The sequence below is a fragment of the Pleionea litopenaei genome (assembly GCF_031198435.1).
Classification (GTDB): domain Bacteria; phylum Pseudomonadota; class Gammaproteobacteria; order Enterobacterales; family Kangiellaceae; genus Pleionea; species Pleionea litopenaei.
The window spans coordinates 4,108,049-4,123,922 of sequence record NZ_CP133548.1 but is presented as its reverse complement, the minus strand read 5'-3'; the positions used below and the strand labels follow the sequence as shown (position 1 = coordinate 4,123,922).

Here is a 15,874-nt window from a genome sequence, read left to right as displayed (position 1 = left end):
GGGCAAAGCCGTGATGCATAACAGACACGGCCATTAAAGAATAAAAGCAATTTTTCGGGAGAAAAATATCAATGACCACATCACACAAAGAAGACGAGGTGATGGCACACGCGGGTAGCGCGACCGCTCATCAAGAGCGAGCGCCTGGAGTGCCAGATGGCGAATTTTTAGGGCATCCAAAAGGCTTATGGATGTTGTTCTCAGCTGAGTTCTGGGAACGCTTTATGTACTATGGGATGCGCGCAATATTAGCACCCTATGTTGCGATGACCTTTTTCGAACACTTGGGCAGCGGAGCCGACGCTGAGGCGAGCTTAACTTACGGTGGTTACACCTCAATGGTGTACATGACCGGTATTTTAGGTGGCTACGTTGCAGACAAAATTCTCGGATATCAGCGTTCAATAATGCTGGGTGGCGCACTAATGGCCGCAGGTATGTTTATGTTGCTGACCCCTGACCTTACCTTTTTCCTCCTAGGTCTTGCGGTACTGGTTGTCGGTAATGGTTTATTCAAGCCTAACATCTCAGTCATGGTCGGAAAACTTTACTCAGAGAAAGATCCTCGACGTGACTCTGGCTTCACCATTTTCTACATGGGTATCAATGCAGGTGCACTAGTCGCGCCAATTATTTGCGGTACGATTGTTGGTGCCATTTACGGTTACAAATGGGGTTTCTTCACTGCTGGTATCGGTATGGTTTTCGGCTTAATGGTATTCCAACTTCTCAAGCATTGGTTAGGCGAAGTGGGCAAAAAACCAAAAGATCGCAATGCAACCAAATCGCTATTCCAAGTCATATTCGGCGCAATCGTACTGATAGCACCTGTTTATGTACTATTGAGTCGCAGCGAAATTCTTGGCGCTATTCTTAGCGTTATGATGTTGGGTCTTGCTGGATATTTTGTCTACTCGGGTATACGCAGTGGCAGCAAAGAGCAGCTTCACCGCTACATTGCTATGCTGATTTTATTCGTTGCCAATATGTGTTTCTGGGCGCTTTTCGAGCAAGCAGGTTCGTCATTAAACTTTTTCGCACGTGATTACGTTGATATGCCGGGTGGCATCGATTTCACCATCTTCCAGTCAGCCAACCCAGTGTTCATATTATTGTTAGCGCCAATCTTCGCGATTCTGTGGCCGAAACTTGAAAAGTGGAATATGAACCCTTCGATTCCTCGTAAGTTTGCCTTTGGTTTGTTGGGTGTGGGTGTTGGTTTTTATGCATTGGTATTTGCCATCGACTTTATGCAAAGTGAAGGCGGACGCGTGCCTTGGGAAATGTTAGCACTTTGCTACCTTATTCATACTATGGGTGAGCTTTGTTTGTCGCCAATCGGACTCTCAATGGTGACCAAGCTGGCGCGTCCAAAAGAAGTCGGCCTAGCCATGGGCGGCTGGTTCTTGTCGATTGCTACGGCGAACTATATCGCTGGCCGTATCGCTGCTATCGCGGCAGGTGGCGGCGGCGATGCCCATGCTGAGGCAGGCTCAATCGAAGGCTACTACGCTGTATTCGAGCAGTTATTCTGGGGCGGACTAATCGTCGCAGTATTCTTCTTCTTGGTTGCTCCCTTTATCAATAAGTTGATGCACGGCGTTAAGTAACGAACTAAAACAAACCCGGCAACCGCCGGGTTTGTTTTATCCATTAAATAAAAAGCAGTAAAAAGCGATTTAGAATAAAAGAGCACTACCATGAAGCTGTTAAAAGTTCCACACACTCTCGTTTTACTTTTTTTAATGATGATCTTTGCCTATGGCTTAACCTGGATCTTACCGGCCGGTAAATTTGATACGGTTGATTCGGGCGGGCACCAAGTTATTGTGCCTGGCAGCTATAAAACCATTGAGAATGCAGAAAATCTCGCACCATGGGAATTATTCACCGTCATTCCAAAAGCTTTAGGTGAAGCTTCAGGCATTATATTTTTCTTATTCATTATTGGTGGTTCGATTGCGGTATTGCGCTCCACCGGTGCCATTGATGCAATGTTAGGCAAAGTATTAAAACGCTTCTCTCACCGCCCAGCTTTGTTGCTGTTTATGAGTATGAGCGCATTTATGATTGGCTCGACCAGCATCGGTATGGCCGAAGAATATATTCCGTTAGTACTGATACTTATTTCGTTATGTGTCGCGCTTAAAATGGACACCGTATCCGCCGTTGGTTCGATGGTGATTGGGTATGGCATTGGTTATGGAACAGCGGTACTGAATCCTTTTACAGTAGTCGTAGCGCAAGGGGTGGCGAATGTTCCTCCAACTTCAGGTTGGGAGTTTCGGTTGGCTTTATTTGCTCCTTTTTTAGCCATTGGCTTTCATCATCTTTGGTCTTACGCGAAAAAAGTTCGACTCGATCCAACAGTGAGCTTAGTCCACGATGTTCCAGAAGCTCAGCCACCTGAACCGACAGACTACCCACCGATGACTGGTCGACGTCTTGGTGTTCTCATGGTCACTTTATCAGCATTGGTTCTTATGGTTTTCGGTATTGCGCAATTTGGGTGGTACTTTACCGAACTAAGTGCCATCTTTTTCGCACTCGCATTAGTCACTACCGTTATTGCTGGTGATACCTTTGACGATGCCGCGAAAACATTTACGGTCGGAGCGTCAGAGCTTACCGGAACAGCCCTGTTGATCGGTTTTGCTCGCAGCATCGAGATGATTCTTTCCGATGGACAAGTGCTTCACACGGTTGTTGACGGCTTAGCAACGCCTTTATCGCAAGTTGGCGCAGAGTTCTCAGCCGTTGGCATGCTATTTATTCAAAGCATTTTGAACTTCTTTATTCCATCCGGTTCAGGGCAAGCCTATGTCACCATGCCGATCATGGCGCCCATTTCAGACATTGTTGGTGTTTCTCGACAAGTTGCCGTTTTGGCTTATCAAATGGGAGACGGCTTCATGAATATGATCGTTCCGACCAACGCGGTCCTTATGGGTATTTTAGGAATGTGTGGCATTCCCTATTCGCGCTGGTTTAAGTTTATTGCGCCACTGATTTTAAAGTTATTCATCGCCGGTTCAATTTCGTTGATCATCGCGGTCTTGATTGGTTATCAATAATCCATTCAATCAATGCGCGATTCGTTACGGATCGCGCACTAGTCTTTGCCATTTCCTAGATTCCAATTTGAAGATCCAGTCATTCCCGCCTATAACTAATTGAGGAATTCTACTCAATTAGGTTAACCAGTTGATTATGTACCAAGTAAAAGACTTTATGACGGCCGAGCCAATTTGTCTAAAAGACAATAATAGTCTGCACAAAGGTCGCACGACCATGCGCAAATACAGCATCAGACATATCCCCATTATTTACGCAGACAGTGGAAATTTTGCCGGCATATTAACGCAAAAAGTGGTTTTATCGAACGCGATATCGATCATCAATACCAAAGGACTTGAGGCGCTCGAAGATGCAGAGAAATCAATTTCGATTGAATCGGTCATGGATACCGACGTGGTTACCGTTGAACCCGAAACGCCACTGTTAGACGCTGCTCGATTTTTTAAAAAGAATCGTCACGGTTGTATTGCCGTACTTGATGAATATAAAGTCGTGGGAATTTTAACGTCAGGTGACTTTGTAAAATTCGCGATTCACGCGTTAGATGAGTCGATGTAACGCTCGCGAAAAAATATTAAACGATTAAGATGAGAATAAAAAAGTCGATCGATTGATCGAAAAGCGGTCGACCCGAAACGAGTCGACCGATCAAGCATTACCAGATTTTAACGCGCTTTTCTGGTTCTAAATAAAGCTCATCACCCGGCTTAACATCAAATGCCGCCATAAACTCTGGCATATTTTGTACAACACCGTTAGAACGGTATTCACTCGGTGAATGAGGGTCAACATTAATACGACGCTTCATTTCTGCATCACGGTATTTACGAGCCCATACTTGCGCCCATCCCATGAAGAAACGTTGATCGCCAGTAAAACCATCGAGCACCGGCGCTGGCTTGCCTTCTTTAGATAACTGATAAGCCTTGTAAGCAATGGTGAGTCCGCCTAAATCACCGATGTTTTCTCCAAGAGTAAACTCGCCATTAACGTGCACTCCAGGTAACGGCTCAAACTCATCGTACTGTGCTGCTAGCTTGGTCGTACGCGCTTTAAACTCTTCTTTATCTTGCGCTGTCCACCAGTCACGAAGCACACCGTCGCCGTCGTAAGTAGCGCCCTGATCGTCAAAGCCATGCCCCATTTCGTGCCCGATAACAGCACCAATACCGCCGTAGTTCACAGCATCGTCTGCATTCATATCAAAAAACGGTGGTTGCAAAATAGCCGCCGGGAAAACGATCTCGTTCATGACTGGGTTGTAATAAGCATTCACGGTTTGCGGAGTCATGAACCACTCATCACGGTCGATTGGTTTACCGAGTTTGTCTCGTTGCTCATTAAAGTTAAATTGACGAGCCGACATATAATTTTCTAACAACTTACCTTTGGTAATGGTTAAATTAGAGTAATCTTGCCATTTGTCAGGGTAACCAATTTTAGGCCGAAACTTACTGAGTTTATCCAACGCTTGTTTCTTAGTTTCTTCGCCCATCCAATCTAATTCATTAATGCTTTGACGATAAGCTTCACGTAAATTTTCGACTAATTCCATCATGCGTTGTTTAGCTTCTGGCTTGAAGTATTTAGCCACATAAACTTTTCCAACAACCTCACCCAACAAACTATTAACCGCGTTTACACCGCGCTTCCAACGAGGTAACTGCTCTGGGGTTCCTTGCAAAGTTTTGCCGTAGAATGCAAAGTTCTCTTGATCTAATTCAGACGTCAACAAACTCGCATTACCGGTTAACAAGTGCCAAGTTAAATAGGTTTTCCACGCGTCTAACGAGGTGTCTTTAACAATGGTACCCAAGGCTGTGATATAAGATGGCTGACGGACCACTAGATTGCTTTGATCAGCAACGCCCATTGCAGTGAAATAGGCATTCCAATCAATGGCATCGGTCAACTCACTCATTTGTTTCAAAGCGTATTTATTGTACGTTTTGACGCTGTTACGGTTGTCTTCTTTGTTCCAATGCGCATTCGCAATGGCCATTTCTAACGCCATGATGTCTTTAGCAGCTTCAGCACCTTTCGGTAACCCAGCAAGATTAAACATGGTCTCTACATGCTTAACAAACGCATGTCGAATCGACTCATGCGTTTCGTCTTCATCAAAATAATAATCTTTGTTTGGCAAACTCAAACCGGACTGAGTCATATACATGATGTACTGAGTCGGGTCTTTCGCATCATTGTTAACCCACATTCCCATGGGAGCGGATGAGCCAAGTTTAGGAACTTTAGCAAAGTACTCGACCAACTGCTGTTTGTCTTTTATCGCTTCGATTTCTGCCAAATAAGGCTTTAATGGTTCTAAACCACGTTGGTTTAACGTATCAACATCCAACACGCTGTTGTACAAGTCACCGACTTTTTGCTCATTGGATCCAGGCTCTAAATCTTTCGCAGCAGCCGACGCTTCAATGATTTTACGCAAGTCTTCTTGCGCTTTATCGGCCAAAGCAGTAAAGGTTCCGTAGTTAGACTTGTCAGACGGAATTTCTGTTTTGCTTAGCCAAGTGCCATTCACAAAGCGGTACAGATCGTCTTGAACACGTACCGAACGGTCGAAATTATCCAAAGTTAAACCCGATTGAAGTTCAACAGGAGCTTTCGCTTTCGCGTCTTTTTGCTCTGCAACAGACTGAGTTTTGGTAGTCTCTGCTTTTGGTTGCTCTGTTGCAGACTCTTGCCCACAACTGGCAAGCAGTGCAACAGCAACCGACATAGATAACAGTTTTAGTTTCATAAACACCCCAACTATTTGAATATTAAAGACTTTACTTCTTCTGAGTATGTTCTCAGATCGAACAGAGCTTTGATTATATCTAACGCCAATGAATTTGCGAGTGCTGAGTGCTCGATTTCAGCCTACATTTGTAAACGTTTGTATCTCAAATTTCACAAATGCAATTCTGCGCCGCGCTGATCTGGGTCAATACATGACGGGCAATTATTCGCAACAATGGCCACTAAAGTAAACAAAGAATAGTTACGTGGGCCTAAAAGCGGAGTGACTGATGGAAACAATTAAACGCATTTTAGTGGTTATTACTCGAGAAGCGGAGACTCAGCCGGCTTTAGAGCGAGCTTTAATCTTTGCAGAACAAGGACCGATTGAAATTACGCTGTTCAGCGCCTTATACGTTCCGGCACTTGAGCTAACAGCCGTCTTGGCACCGGATGAACGAAAACAACTGCGCCAGCAGTATTATTCAGCACGTGAAAATTATCTAAGTCAGCTTAGCGAAACATTCAAACACCCCAATATTACCTACTCGACGGCCGTGGTTTGGCATAAAAAAACGGCTCAAGCCATTTTAGAATACGTTGCTGATCACTCATTCGATTTAACCATCAAACGGATCAGCTCTGACGCTAGTTCGCAAAACCCCTTTGTTATGCCCGTTGATTGGCACCTGCTAAGACTCTGCCAGTCGTCTCTTCTACTGGTAAGAGAAGCACACTGGCAAACTGACGGGGCGATTCTAGGGGCCGTGTGTTGTACTCAAGTAGACAGAGAACATCAGCAACTCAATCATAAGATCATTGATACTCTTCAAGTTCTAGCAGAGCTACTACATGCCGATGCTCACTTGATCAATACCCATATGAGCCCGTTGCTTGACGCCCCTAACAACTACCCGAATTTAAATAAAGAACAGCTGCGTTTAAAAGTCAGTCAGTACCATAACAACAAAATGCAAGAGTTAGTGGCTTCGCATTGCATTCACGAACAACATATACATGTGATTGAAGGTTTAGCCGAAGATAAAATTCCTGCAACTGCAGAAAAGTTAAACGCTCAGGTTGTGGTCATGGGGACTGTCGGTCGAACCGGTTTAACCGCCGCATTTATGGGAAACACCGCTGAGCGAGTGCTAGCCCGATTAAAATGCGAAGTGCTCGCTCTAAAACCCGATGACTTTGAAGCTTAATATCAACGTTTGCTATTGAAGTAATTATCGACTGATTATCGGTGCCATTCCACCATTCAATAGGGTGACATTCAAAGATTGACGCAAAGTTGCGTCCACGAAGTGATTGGGCTAACTTAAGCAAATGGCATTCAAGAAAAGGAAACGAAGCATGAGCCAGGTAAAAGTATTGATGGACCTTCATCCACAGCATCCGGATGAAACGTTATTCGCAAAACTCCACCAATTTGCTGAGCAGCAATCCCTCGAAGTCACGTTAATGATTTGTGATTATCGCTCTTCAATTGCGTCAAACTTAATGCTACAACCTGACAGCTTAGAAAAAGCCATTGCGCATTTAAAACGAGAACATATCAAACGACTGAACCTCTTAGCTGAAAAATACGAACACAAAAATATTTCCTATGTCTGCGAAGCACAGTGGCATAAGCCTTATTACGAAGCGATACTAAAAAGAGCCGATGAGTTGAATGTCGATTGGATCATAAAATCGGCGAACCCACGGCAAGGCATTCAGCGTTGGCTATTCACGCCAAGCGACTATCAATTGTTAAAATCATGCCCTCAGCCATTATTACTTTCGAAAGGCCAGCCGTGGCAAGACAGCCAATGCATTTTAGCGGCGGTGGATCCGAGTCATGCAGAAAGCCAGTCATCAAAATTAGACAGTCATGTTATTCGACATGCACAAGCACTCGCAGTGGCACTGAACTTACCACTAAAAGTTTGTCATGCGTTTGATCCTATTGGTTGGGAAGTGGTTATGAACAGCACCGCCAGTGCCGGAGTGATGGGCCAATTTGTGGTACTTGATACGCCAGACGATCATCAACAATTGCTCGAAAATTTACGGACCAATCATCGCGAACAACTAACCGAATTGCAAAAACAACATCAGCTTGACGATCAGCAAATGTTGTTTTTAGAAGGCGACCCAGTTGAAACCTTGATTAAAGCATGCGAAGAACACAAAGCAGCGGCCATCGTTGTCGGTACTACCTACCGCTCAGGATTGCTGGGCAGTACAGCAGAGAGTTTACTCGACCAAACTGCCTGCGATTTAGTCGCAGTGAAGCATCGAAACTTTAATGCGCTTGATACCCACTAGTCGCACAGTCAAAACAAAAAAGCAGCGCCTTGGCGCTGCTTTTTATTACCGTTCAAAACAATTCAGTCTAAGCTAAAAATTCTGCGCGTGTTTTCGCGTTGGCCTTAAAGGCACCGCCGAGCGCAGTCGTTTCCGTTGAAGAATTGGCATCCATGACTCCGCGTGCTTTGACACAATAGTGCGTAGCTTTAACCGTTACCGCGACATCATCCGTTCCTAGCAATGTTTGCAGCGCAATCAATACCTGCTGGGTTAATCGCTCTTGTACTTGAGGTCGCTGCGCGAAAAAGCGAACAATTCGATTAATCTTCGATAATCCAATAATCTTATCTTTTGGAATATAAGCCACCGTGGCTACCCCGTCGATGGTCACAAAGTGATGTTCGCAAGTACTGGTCACACTGATTTCTCGAACCTTAACCATTTCTTCGACTTGCATTTTGTTATCGATCACCGTGACTTTTGGAAACTGCTGATAATCTAAACCAGAGAAAATCTCATCGACATACATTTTAGCGATGCGATGAGGTGTTTCTGTAAGACTATCGTCATTGGTGTCAAGACCAAGGGCATCCATCACATCGCTCATGGCGACTCGAATACGGTCGTACTTTTGATCACGAGTTAACGGGTTCGCCACCAAGGGCGTTTCTAAGCCTCGCTTTATTAGAGCCTCACGCACCTGCCGCGCTTCTTCTGAGATAGGAGAAGCGGTTGCTTGTTCAAGATCTACCGAAGGTTTTGAAATTGCTGTCGCCATAGTTTTTCCTAAATTTTCGCCGCCTGCGAGTCAGCGTACTCTACTTTTTAAGATACCCTCTACAAAGATATCGAATAATGATGGGTTATAGACTCATACGCTAAAAAAAGACGCTTAGGTTACCGTTTTTTGACTATTTGTCTAATTTTGTTTAATTATTGTGTTTGGTTTCTTCGTGTTTGGCTTTTTATCTACATGTTTGACTTGTTAAAAGAGGCCAAGCTAAACCAGGTGACGACCACCATCTAGCGCTAAAATTTGCCCGGTGACATAATCACTGTTCAATAAGTAATCCACAGCTTTAACCCCCTCTTCAGCACCGGGAGCTGGTGGCAGCAGTGATTTTTTCTTGGCCTTCTCGCGATATTGCTCAGAATCCTGCTCATTAAACATCAACAACGCCGGCGCAATGCTATTCACCTTTACCAGCGGCGCAAGATGCGTCGCGAAGCTCAAGGTTAAATTATCCAACGCGGCTTTGCTTGCTGCATAAGCCAGATGCTTGCGGCTGCCTTTGCGAGCCACATAATCGGTTAAATGGATGATGTCCGCACGCTTGCCCTGATTTGCCTGCGCGAGCAATAGCTCAGACAAACCAAAGTTCATTAAATAAGGTGCTTTAGCATGAACCGAAAACATCGCATCGAACACCTCACTGCGATTCTCCGCATGCTCATCACTTTGCCAAGTCGAGGCATTATGAATGATCGCCCTTAAAAAAGAAAAATCTTGCTTGATTAACTCGATGAAAGACTCAATTCCATGAGTATCTGAAAAGTCAGCCTGTACACAGGTGATCCCTGCTTGCTGCAAGGCTTGTAAATCGTGATCGGCACTTCGATAGGTTATGACCACCGGGTAGCCTTGTTTAGCCAAGTGCAAGGCACATGCTCGACCGAGGCGTTGCGCGCCACCGGTAATAATAATTGGAGACGACATAACCGTCAGCGAACGGCGGTTAAGGTAATGGCAACGGAGTCAGAAAAGCGCAACGCATGCGGTTTGTCGACGCAAACGGTTGCTCGCAATACTTGCGATTGCTCCATAATAATATCAAGCAAATCGGCCGCCAATTTTTCTATTAAACGGAATCGACCCTGTTCGACGTGTGCAATCATCGCCTTGGTTATTACCTTGTAATCGAGGGTTTCTTGCTCATTATCACTGATACAGGGCTTACTGGCGTCAAATTCAATTTCAGCATTGATGATAATGTCTTGCTGCTTTTCGAGTTCTTCTGGATTGAATCCAATGAAGGTTCGAAGCCGTAAATCTTTAATATGAATAACCGCATTGTTTAAGCAGTAATCGTGGGTTGCGTTGGACAGCGGCTTGACGCTCGACATACTTATGTACCTACACTATGACAAAGTTACATTTACGCACAAAGCTTGTGAATAGATCAATAAGACTTAATGCTTGAGGAACCATCAAACGCTTTAAAGATGACGTTAATCCCAAAACTGAGTTTGAATTCGAGACCATTCAAATTCATCTCTATCATCAATAAATCGAAAGGTTTGACGGGTTTCTTGTAACGACTGCAACGACAAAGTTGCAAACACCCACTCGCATTGTTCATTTTGCGCATTCGCAAGACACTCACCAAGCGGCGAATAAATTTCGGTTCCTCCTTGGTATTCCCATCCGTTGCCATCGCTTCCGATTCGATTCACACCAATACTAAAGCTTAAGTTTTCAATTGCTCGGGCTCTCAATAATGCATGCCAGTGCGCAATTCTCGGCTTTGGCCATGATGCTATATTAATCAAAACATCATAGTCATCGACATTTCGACAAAACACTGGGAAACGAAGGTCATAGCAGGTTTGCAAAAATAGCCGGAAACCTCGATATTGAACAATTACTCGCTGGTTGCCGGCGCTGATGCGCTTTCTCTCGGCCCCGAATAAATGCACTTTGTCGTAGTGGATGATTGAGTCACCTTGTCCCTTTAACGGCGGATTTTCTTGAACCCAGTACAGACGATTAAACAACTGATCACCATCACGTACTTTAACGCTGCCAATCACGGCTGCTTGTAGTCGTTTCGAAAGAGATTTCATCCATTGAAAAATGGCTCCACCCGGTTCTTCTGCCGCCGTTTCGTCCAGTGAAAATCCGGTTGCAAACATTTCAGGCAACACAATAAGATCACAGCGACTCAGTGGATCAAGGTGAGCCTCAACCAAGGCTTCAATTTCATCCAAACTGGCTCTCGGACTTTGCCACTGGGGCGCAAACTGTAAAGCAGCGACGTTTAACTCTTGAGAATGGCTACTATCACTCACTTCGGAAACTACAGTTGACATAATCGCTCCGCCGCTTGAGTTAAGGTCGATTCATTTTTTGCAAAACACAAGCGCGCTAGCTTTTGTTCTCGCGGTTGTTGATAAAAAACTGAAATAGGGATAACCGCGACCTTCACTTCGCGGGTTAGCCACTTGGCAAAATCGAGTTCGTTGAGATCACTGATTGCGGAATAATCAACGACTTGAAAGTACGTTCCTCGACAAGGCAAAAGCTTCAGCCGACTCGGCGCTAACGCTTGTTGTAAATGATCGCGTTTTTGTTGATAAAAACGGGGCAAGTTTTGCCACAATTCGGGCTTTTCAGCTAAGGTATCGGCAATGGCGGCTTGCATCGGCGTCGACGTGCTGAAGGTTAAATATTGGTGAACTTTTCGAAACTCTGTCGATAATTCGGCTGGAGCAACGCAATACCCGACTTTCCAGCCCGTGGTATGGAACGTCTTTCCGAATGAGCTGACGACAAAGCTTCGCTGTGCAAGTTCGCTAAAGCGTAAAGCACTTTGGTGATCAGCGCCGTCGAAAATAATGTGTTCGTACACTTCATCACTCAACAGCAAGGTATCAAACTCCAGCACCAATGACTGCAGCGACAACATGTCTTCATAACTAATGGTCGCGCCACTTGGATTATGCGGGCTATTAATAATCAATAGTCGAGTGCGTGCATTGCATGCTTGCCTCAATGCATCGAAATTGATAGAAAAATCATCGTTTAAAGCAACGTGCACGGCTTTGCCGCCAGCCAGCCGAATGGCAGGATCATAGCTGTCGTAAGCAGGGTCTAAAACCACCACTTCATCACCCGTTTTTACCACGGCCATAATCGCTGCAAAAAGAGCTTCGGTGGCACCGGAAGTAACCGTCACTTGCCGATCTGGGCATACTTCTAAGCCGTATTGAGAATCAATTTTATTCGCGATTTGTTCTCTTAACTGAACCAAGCCTGTCATGGGTGCATATTGATTCAGTCCCGAGTTGATGTAGTGACTGACTCGTTGTTTGAGAAAGTCATCGCCATCAAAATCGGGAAAGCCTTGCGACAAATTAATCGCTTGGTGTTGTTGTGCATACTGAGACATCACGGTAAAAATCGTTGTTCCAACATCTGGAAGCTTGCTGTCGATTGAAATCACTTTATGTTGTTTCCTGCAGAAAAATATTAACGGCGCTGATTGTCTATAAATAATGACACAGTCAGTAAAAATACTGAAATGCCTGATCTCGGCTAAGGCACTGCTGCATCTGCTGTTTTTTCGAGCGAATGCTGGCTTTTTTCTCAGTTTTTTTGCGATTTTTGTGCGCTGCATCCTTAATTATCATATATAATTACGCCTAAGTTTCCGAAGCAACCACTTTGGATGCCCTGAATGTTGTTTGGAACAGGGGTTGGAATATCGAAATTTGAGACATTTTGAACCCGACCATTGATCCAAGTCAGGAAACCTTGACCGTGTTCAGTGCAGAATCACATCGTCGTTAAACCTTAAAAATAATATCTGGAACCAAATATGACTGAGACAAACGCACCGTCCTATAACTATACAGTTGTACGGCAGTTTGCTGTTATGACTGTTATATGGGGGATTGTGGGTATGGCAGTGGGTGTATTCATCGCTGCGCAGCTTCTATTCCCTGAACTCAACTTTGACACTCCGTGGCTCACTTACTCGCGAATTCGACCGCTACACACGAATGCGGTTATTTTTGCGTTTGGTGGCTGCGCACTGATGTGTACCTCGCTCTATGTGGTACAACGCACTTGTCAAACCCCTCTGATCAGCAACTTCTTAGCAGGGTTCGTATTTTGGGGCTGGCAACTGGTCATTGTTCTTGCAGCGATCACTTTGCCACTTGGCTTAACCTCAAGCAAAGAATACGCAGAACTTGAGTGGCCTATCGATATTTTGATTGCCTTAGTCTGGGTTGCCTACGCGGTGGTTTACTTTGGGACAATCATGAAGCGCAAGAGCCCTCACATTTATGTAGCAAACTGGTTCTATGGCGCGTTTATTCTGACGGTTGCGGTATTGCACATTGTCAACAGTGCAGCCATTCCTCTCAGTTGGACCAAATCTTATTCAGTTTATTCAGGTGCCGTCGATGCCATGGTTCAATGGTGGTACGGTCACAATGCGGTCGGTTTCTTCTTAACCGCCGGCTTCTTGGGCATGATGTACTATTACGTGCCTAAGCAAGCAGGCCGTCCGGTCTACTCTTACCGCTTATCGATTGTTCACTTCTGGGCACTAATCGCTGTTTATATGTGGGCTGGTCCTCATCATCTACATTACACCGCCCTACCCGACTGGGCTCAGTCATTGGGTATGATCATGTCACTTATCTTGCTTGCGCCATCTTGGGGCGGAATGATCAACGGTATCATGACCTTATCGGGTGCTTGGCATAAATTGCGTACGGATCCTATTTTGAAGTTCTTAATCGTTTCATTATCGTTCTACGGTATGTCGACGTTTGAAGGTCCTATGATGGCGATTAAAACCGTCAATGCGCTCTCTCACTACACCGAATGGACCATCGGTCATGTTCACTCAGGTGCCTTGGGTTGGGTTGCTTTCGTTTCGATCGGCGCGATGTACTACATGTTACCGCGTATGTTCGGTCAAAAAGAAATGTACAGCACAAAATTAATCAACTGGCATTTCTGGATAGCAACCGTGGGTGTCGTACTTTACATCGCAGCCATGTGGATTGCCGGTGTAATGGAAGGTATTATGTGGCGTTCATTCAACGAAGACGGCACGCTTACCTACACCTTCGTTGAATCGCTAGAAATGAAAGCGCCTTTCTACGCCATCCGTTTAGTCGGTGGAATTTTGTTCTTAAGCGGTATGTTAATCATGGCATACAACATGTTTAAAACCATGGCGGCACCGAAAGAAGCCACAGCCAACGATGCATCGCCAGCCGTCGCTTAAGGAGATTAACAATGAAGCATGAAACGATTGAAAAAAATATTGGCTTGATGGGCATTTTGACGCTAATTGTCATTAGCTTCGGTGGCCTCGCAGAAATCGTGCCTTTGTTCTTCTTGAAAGAAACCACGCAACCGGTGGAAGGTTTAAAGCCTTACACCGCACTGCAAATGGAAGGTCGCGATATTTATATACGTGAAGGTTGTAACGTTTGTCACTCACAAATGGTTCGTCCTTTTAGAGCAGAGACAGAGCGTTACGGCTCTTACTCGGTAGCAGGTGAACATGTTTGGGAGCACCCTTTCTTATGGGGTTCAAAACGTACCGGACCGGACCTCGCTCGTGTCGGCGGTCGCTACAGTGATGAGTGGCATCGCGTGCATTTAATTAATCCTCGTGACGTGGTTCCTGAGTCAAACATGCCTGGCTTCCCTTGGTTGGCAGAAAATACTCTCGATGGTGAACTGACCGCCAAGAAACTGCGCATTTTCAAAGATTATTTCGACGTTCCTTATACAGAAGAACAAATTGAAAATGCTCAAGCAGAAGTGGCTGGTAAGACTGAGCTTGACGCAGTGGTTGCCTACTTGCAATCACTCGGTCATGCGGCGCCGAAATAGGCAATATAATGGATATGAATACTTTTCGTGGCCTAGAAACAGCAGCCTTATTGGTACTGTTTATCGGTCTGGTTATTTGGGCATATTCGGGCAAGCGTAAAAAAGACTTCGATGAAGCGGCGAATATGCCGCTCAACGAAGAAGACGATGGCATCGATCACTCTATGAACCCAAAAACGAAATCTAATAAGCAAGGTGAATCTCATGAGTAACTTTTGGAGTTGGTGGATCATTATCATCACTGCGATCATCATTGTCGGTAGTTTTGTTGTTCTACACCTCACTCGAAAAATGGAAGACAACGGCGAAGAAACCACTGGCCATGTCTATGACGGCATTGAAGAATATAACAACCCATTGCCAAAATGGTGGTTAAATATGTTTTATATAACCCTCATCTTTTCGATTGGCTACTTAATCTTATACCCAGGCCTAGGTAGCTATAAGGGCTACTATAACTGGACGCAAGAAAGTAGCTGGGAAGAAGAAGTCGCACAAGCAGAAGAGCTGTATGGTCCTGTTTTTGCGCAATACCAAAACACCCCTATTCCGCAATTGATCAAAGATGAAAAAGCAATGGATATTGGTCGTCGCTTGTTCTTGAACGTTTGTGCGGCTTGCCATGGTAGTGATGCTTCGGGAGCTCCTGGCTTTCCAAACTTAACCGATAATGATTGGTTATACGGCGGCACACCAGAGAAGATTGTTGAAACCTTGCAAAATGGTCGTCAAGGCATGATGATTGCGTTTGGAGAACAACTCAACGAAGAACAAATTTCGCAACTGACCAGTTATGTTGCAAGCCTATCGGGAATGAGTGCTCCAGAAAAAGAAATTCAAGCCGGTGAAAAACTGTTTGCTGCAAACTGTGTCGCTTGTCACGGTGCCGATGCAAAGGGTAATCAAATGTTAGGCGCTCCCAACTTAACCGATGATGTGTGGTTATATGGCCGCTCTCGTAAAGTCATTGCGCGCACCATTCGTAATGGCCGAAATGGCAACATGCCAGCGCATCAAGAAATACTTGGAGACGCAAAACTGCACCTTGTTGCAGCTTATGTCTACAGTTTATCTAATCAATAAAATCTTGATCATATTAGCGCGGCTTAGGCCGCG

The 15,874-nt window shown here is 45.0% G+C and carries 15 protein-coding genes; 9 read left to right on the top strand and 6 right to left on the bottom strand.

Features of this window, described 5'->3' with window-relative positions:
* The first annotated feature begins 71 nt into the window (after positions 1-71).
* The 3 genes from Q9312_RS18315 to Q9312_RS18305 all read left to right on the top strand — a co-directional run bounded on the left by Q9312_RS18315 (position 72) and on the right by Q9312_RS18305 (position 3,636).
* On the top strand, positions 72-1,610 hold the full coding sequence (locus Q9312_RS18315; protein WP_309202303.1) for a peptide MFS transporter: 1,539 nt from the start codon (positions 72-74) through the stop codon (positions 1,608-1,610).
* A 90-nt stretch (positions 1,611-1,700) separates the two neighbouring features.
* Positions 1,701-3,074, top strand: a complete 1,374-nt coding sequence (locus Q9312_RS18310; protein WP_309202302.1) for a YfcC family protein — start codon at positions 1,701-1,703, stop codon at positions 3,072-3,074.
* Between the two features lie 136 nt (positions 3,075-3,210).
* On the top strand, positions 3,211-3,636 hold the full coding sequence (locus tag Q9312_RS18305; RefSeq protein WP_309202301.1) for a CBS domain-containing protein: 426 nt from the start codon (positions 3,211-3,213) through the stop codon (positions 3,634-3,636).
* Positions 3,637-3,733: 97 nt separating this feature from the next.
* Here Q9312_RS18305 and Q9312_RS18300 read toward each other — a convergent pair whose 3' ends face one another.
* On the bottom strand, positions 3,734-5,836 hold the full coding sequence (locus Q9312_RS18300) for a M13 family metallopeptidase (protein WP_309202300.1): 2,103 nt from the start codon (positions 5,834-5,836) through the stop codon (positions 3,734-3,736).
* A gap of 271 nt (positions 5,837-6,107) precedes the next feature.
* On the opposite strand from Q9312_RS18300, the gene uspE reads away from it, so the two are divergent.
* Both uspE and Q9312_RS18290 read left to right on the top strand, forming a co-directional pair.
* A complete protein-coding gene (gene uspE, locus Q9312_RS18295; RefSeq protein WP_309202299.1) occupies positions 6,108-7,025 on the top strand; it encodes a universal stress protein UspE in 918 nt (305 codons plus the stop codon).
* 151 nt (positions 7,026-7,176) lie between these two features.
* Positions 7,177-8,133, top strand: a complete 957-nt coding sequence (locus tag Q9312_RS18290) for a universal stress protein (RefSeq protein ID WP_309202298.1) — start codon at positions 7,177-7,179, stop codon at positions 8,131-8,133.
* A gap of 67 nt (positions 8,134-8,200) precedes the next feature.
* Here Q9312_RS18290 and folE read toward each other — a convergent pair whose 3' ends face one another.
* The 5 genes from folE to Q9312_RS18265 all read right to left on the bottom strand — a co-directional run bounded on the left by folE (position 8,201) and on the right by Q9312_RS18265 (position 12,338).
* Positions 8,201-8,893: a GTP cyclohydrolase I FolE gene (gene folE / locus Q9312_RS18285; RefSeq protein WP_309202297.1), complete on the bottom strand. Its 693-nt coding sequence runs from the start codon at positions 8,891-8,893 to the stop codon at positions 8,201-8,203.
* 222 nt (positions 8,894-9,115) lie between these two features.
* Positions 9,116-9,832 (bottom strand): dihydromonapterin reductase, encoded by a 717-nt coding sequence (folM, locus tag Q9312_RS18280; RefSeq protein WP_309202296.1) that lies wholly within the window; start codon positions 9,830-9,832, stop codon positions 9,116-9,118.
* Positions 9,833-9,837: 5 nt separating this feature from the next.
* Positions 9,838-10,239, bottom strand: coding sequence for a dihydroneopterin triphosphate 2'-epimerase (folX, locus tag Q9312_RS18275; protein WP_309202295.1), 402 nt, complete (start codon positions 10,237-10,239; stop codon positions 9,838-9,840).
* A 105-nt stretch (positions 10,240-10,344) separates the two neighbouring features.
* Positions 10,345-11,205, bottom strand: a complete 861-nt coding sequence (locus Q9312_RS18270; protein ID WP_309202294.1) for a nitrilase-related carbon-nitrogen hydrolase — start codon at positions 11,203-11,205, stop codon at positions 10,345-10,347.
* Positions 11,193-12,338: a pyridoxal phosphate-dependent aminotransferase gene (locus Q9312_RS18265; protein WP_353961547.1), complete on the bottom strand. Its 1,146-nt coding sequence runs from the start codon at positions 12,336-12,338 to the stop codon at positions 11,193-11,195. Before Q9312_RS18265 ends, Q9312_RS18270 begins: the two co-directional genes overlap by 13 nt.
* A gap of 375 nt (positions 12,339-12,713) precedes the next feature.
* Here Q9312_RS18265 and ccoN point away from each other — a divergent pair, with 375 nt between their 5' ends.
* Genes ccoN through ccoP form a run of 4 tightly spaced genes read left to right on the top strand, consistent with a single transcriptional unit; the run spans position 12,714 to position 15,841 of the window.
* Positions 12,714-14,141 carry a cytochrome-c oxidase, cbb3-type subunit I gene (gene ccoN, locus Q9312_RS18260; RefSeq protein ID WP_309202293.1) on the top strand — a complete coding sequence of 476 codons (1,428 nt, stop codon included), beginning with the start codon at positions 12,714-12,716 and terminating at the stop codon, positions 14,139-14,141.
* An 11-nt stretch (positions 14,142-14,152) separates the two neighbouring features.
* Positions 14,153-14,758 carry a cytochrome-c oxidase, cbb3-type subunit II gene (gene ccoO / locus Q9312_RS18255; RefSeq protein WP_309202292.1) on the top strand — a complete coding sequence of 202 codons (606 nt, stop codon included), beginning with the start codon at positions 14,153-14,155 and terminating at the stop codon, positions 14,756-14,758.
* 8 nt (positions 14,759-14,766) lie between these two features.
* The gene (locus Q9312_RS18250) at positions 14,767-14,970 is read left to right on the top strand and encodes a cbb3-type cytochrome oxidase subunit 3 (protein ID WP_309202291.1); all 204 of its coding nucleotides are present in this window, start codon (positions 14,767-14,769) and stop codon (positions 14,968-14,970) included.
* Positions 14,963-15,841: a cytochrome-c oxidase, cbb3-type subunit III gene (gene ccoP, locus Q9312_RS18245; protein ID WP_309202290.1), complete on the top strand. Its 879-nt coding sequence runs from the start codon at positions 14,963-14,965 to the stop codon at positions 15,839-15,841. Before Q9312_RS18250 ends, ccoP begins: the two co-directional genes overlap by 8 nt.
* Positions 15,842-15,874: the final 33 nt, after the last annotated feature.

Coding starts and splice junctions, on each gene's coding strand:
- Q9312_RS18315 (WP_309202303.1), top strand. CDS start 72: ATGACCACATCACACAAAGAAGACGAGGTGATGGCACACGCGGGTAGC.
- Q9312_RS18310 (WP_309202302.1), top strand. CDS start 1,701: ATGAAGCTGTTAAAAGTTCCACACACTCTCGTTTTACTTTTTTTAATG.
- Q9312_RS18305 (WP_309202301.1), top strand. CDS start 3,211: ATGTACCAAGTAAAAGACTTTATGACGGCCGAGCCAATTTGTCTAAAA.
- Q9312_RS18300 (WP_309202300.1), bottom strand. CDS start 5,836: ATGAAACTAAAACTGTTATCTATGTCGGTTGCTGTTGCACTGCTTGCC.
- uspE (WP_309202299.1), top strand. CDS start 6,108: ATGGAAACAATTAAACGCATTTTAGTGGTTATTACTCGAGAAGCGGAG.
- Q9312_RS18290 (WP_309202298.1), top strand. CDS start 7,177: ATGAGCCAGGTAAAAGTATTGATGGACCTTCATCCACAGCATCCGGAT.
- folE (WP_309202297.1), bottom strand. CDS start 8,893: ATGGCGACAGCAATTTCAAAACCTTCGGTAGATCTTGAACAAGCAACC.
- folM (WP_309202296.1), bottom strand. CDS start 9,832: ATGTCGTCTCCAATTATTATTACCGGTGGCGCGCAACGCCTCGGTCGA.
- folX (WP_309202295.1), bottom strand. CDS start 10,239: ATGTCGAGCGTCAAGCCGCTGTCCAACGCAACCCACGATTACTGCTTA.
- Q9312_RS18270 (WP_309202294.1), bottom strand. CDS start 11,205: ATGTCAACTGTAGTTTCCGAAGTGAGTGATAGTAGCCATTCTCAAGAG.
- ccoN (WP_309202293.1), top strand. CDS start 12,714: ATGACTGAGACAAACGCACCGTCCTATAACTATACAGTTGTACGGCAG.
- ccoO (WP_309202292.1), top strand. CDS start 14,153: ATGAAGCATGAAACGATTGAAAAAAATATTGGCTTGATGGGCATTTTG.
- Q9312_RS18250 (WP_309202291.1), top strand. CDS start 14,767: ATGGATATGAATACTTTTCGTGGCCTAGAAACAGCAGCCTTATTGGTA.
- ccoP (WP_309202290.1), top strand. CDS start 14,963: ATGAGTAACTTTTGGAGTTGGTGGATCATTATCATCACTGCGATCATC.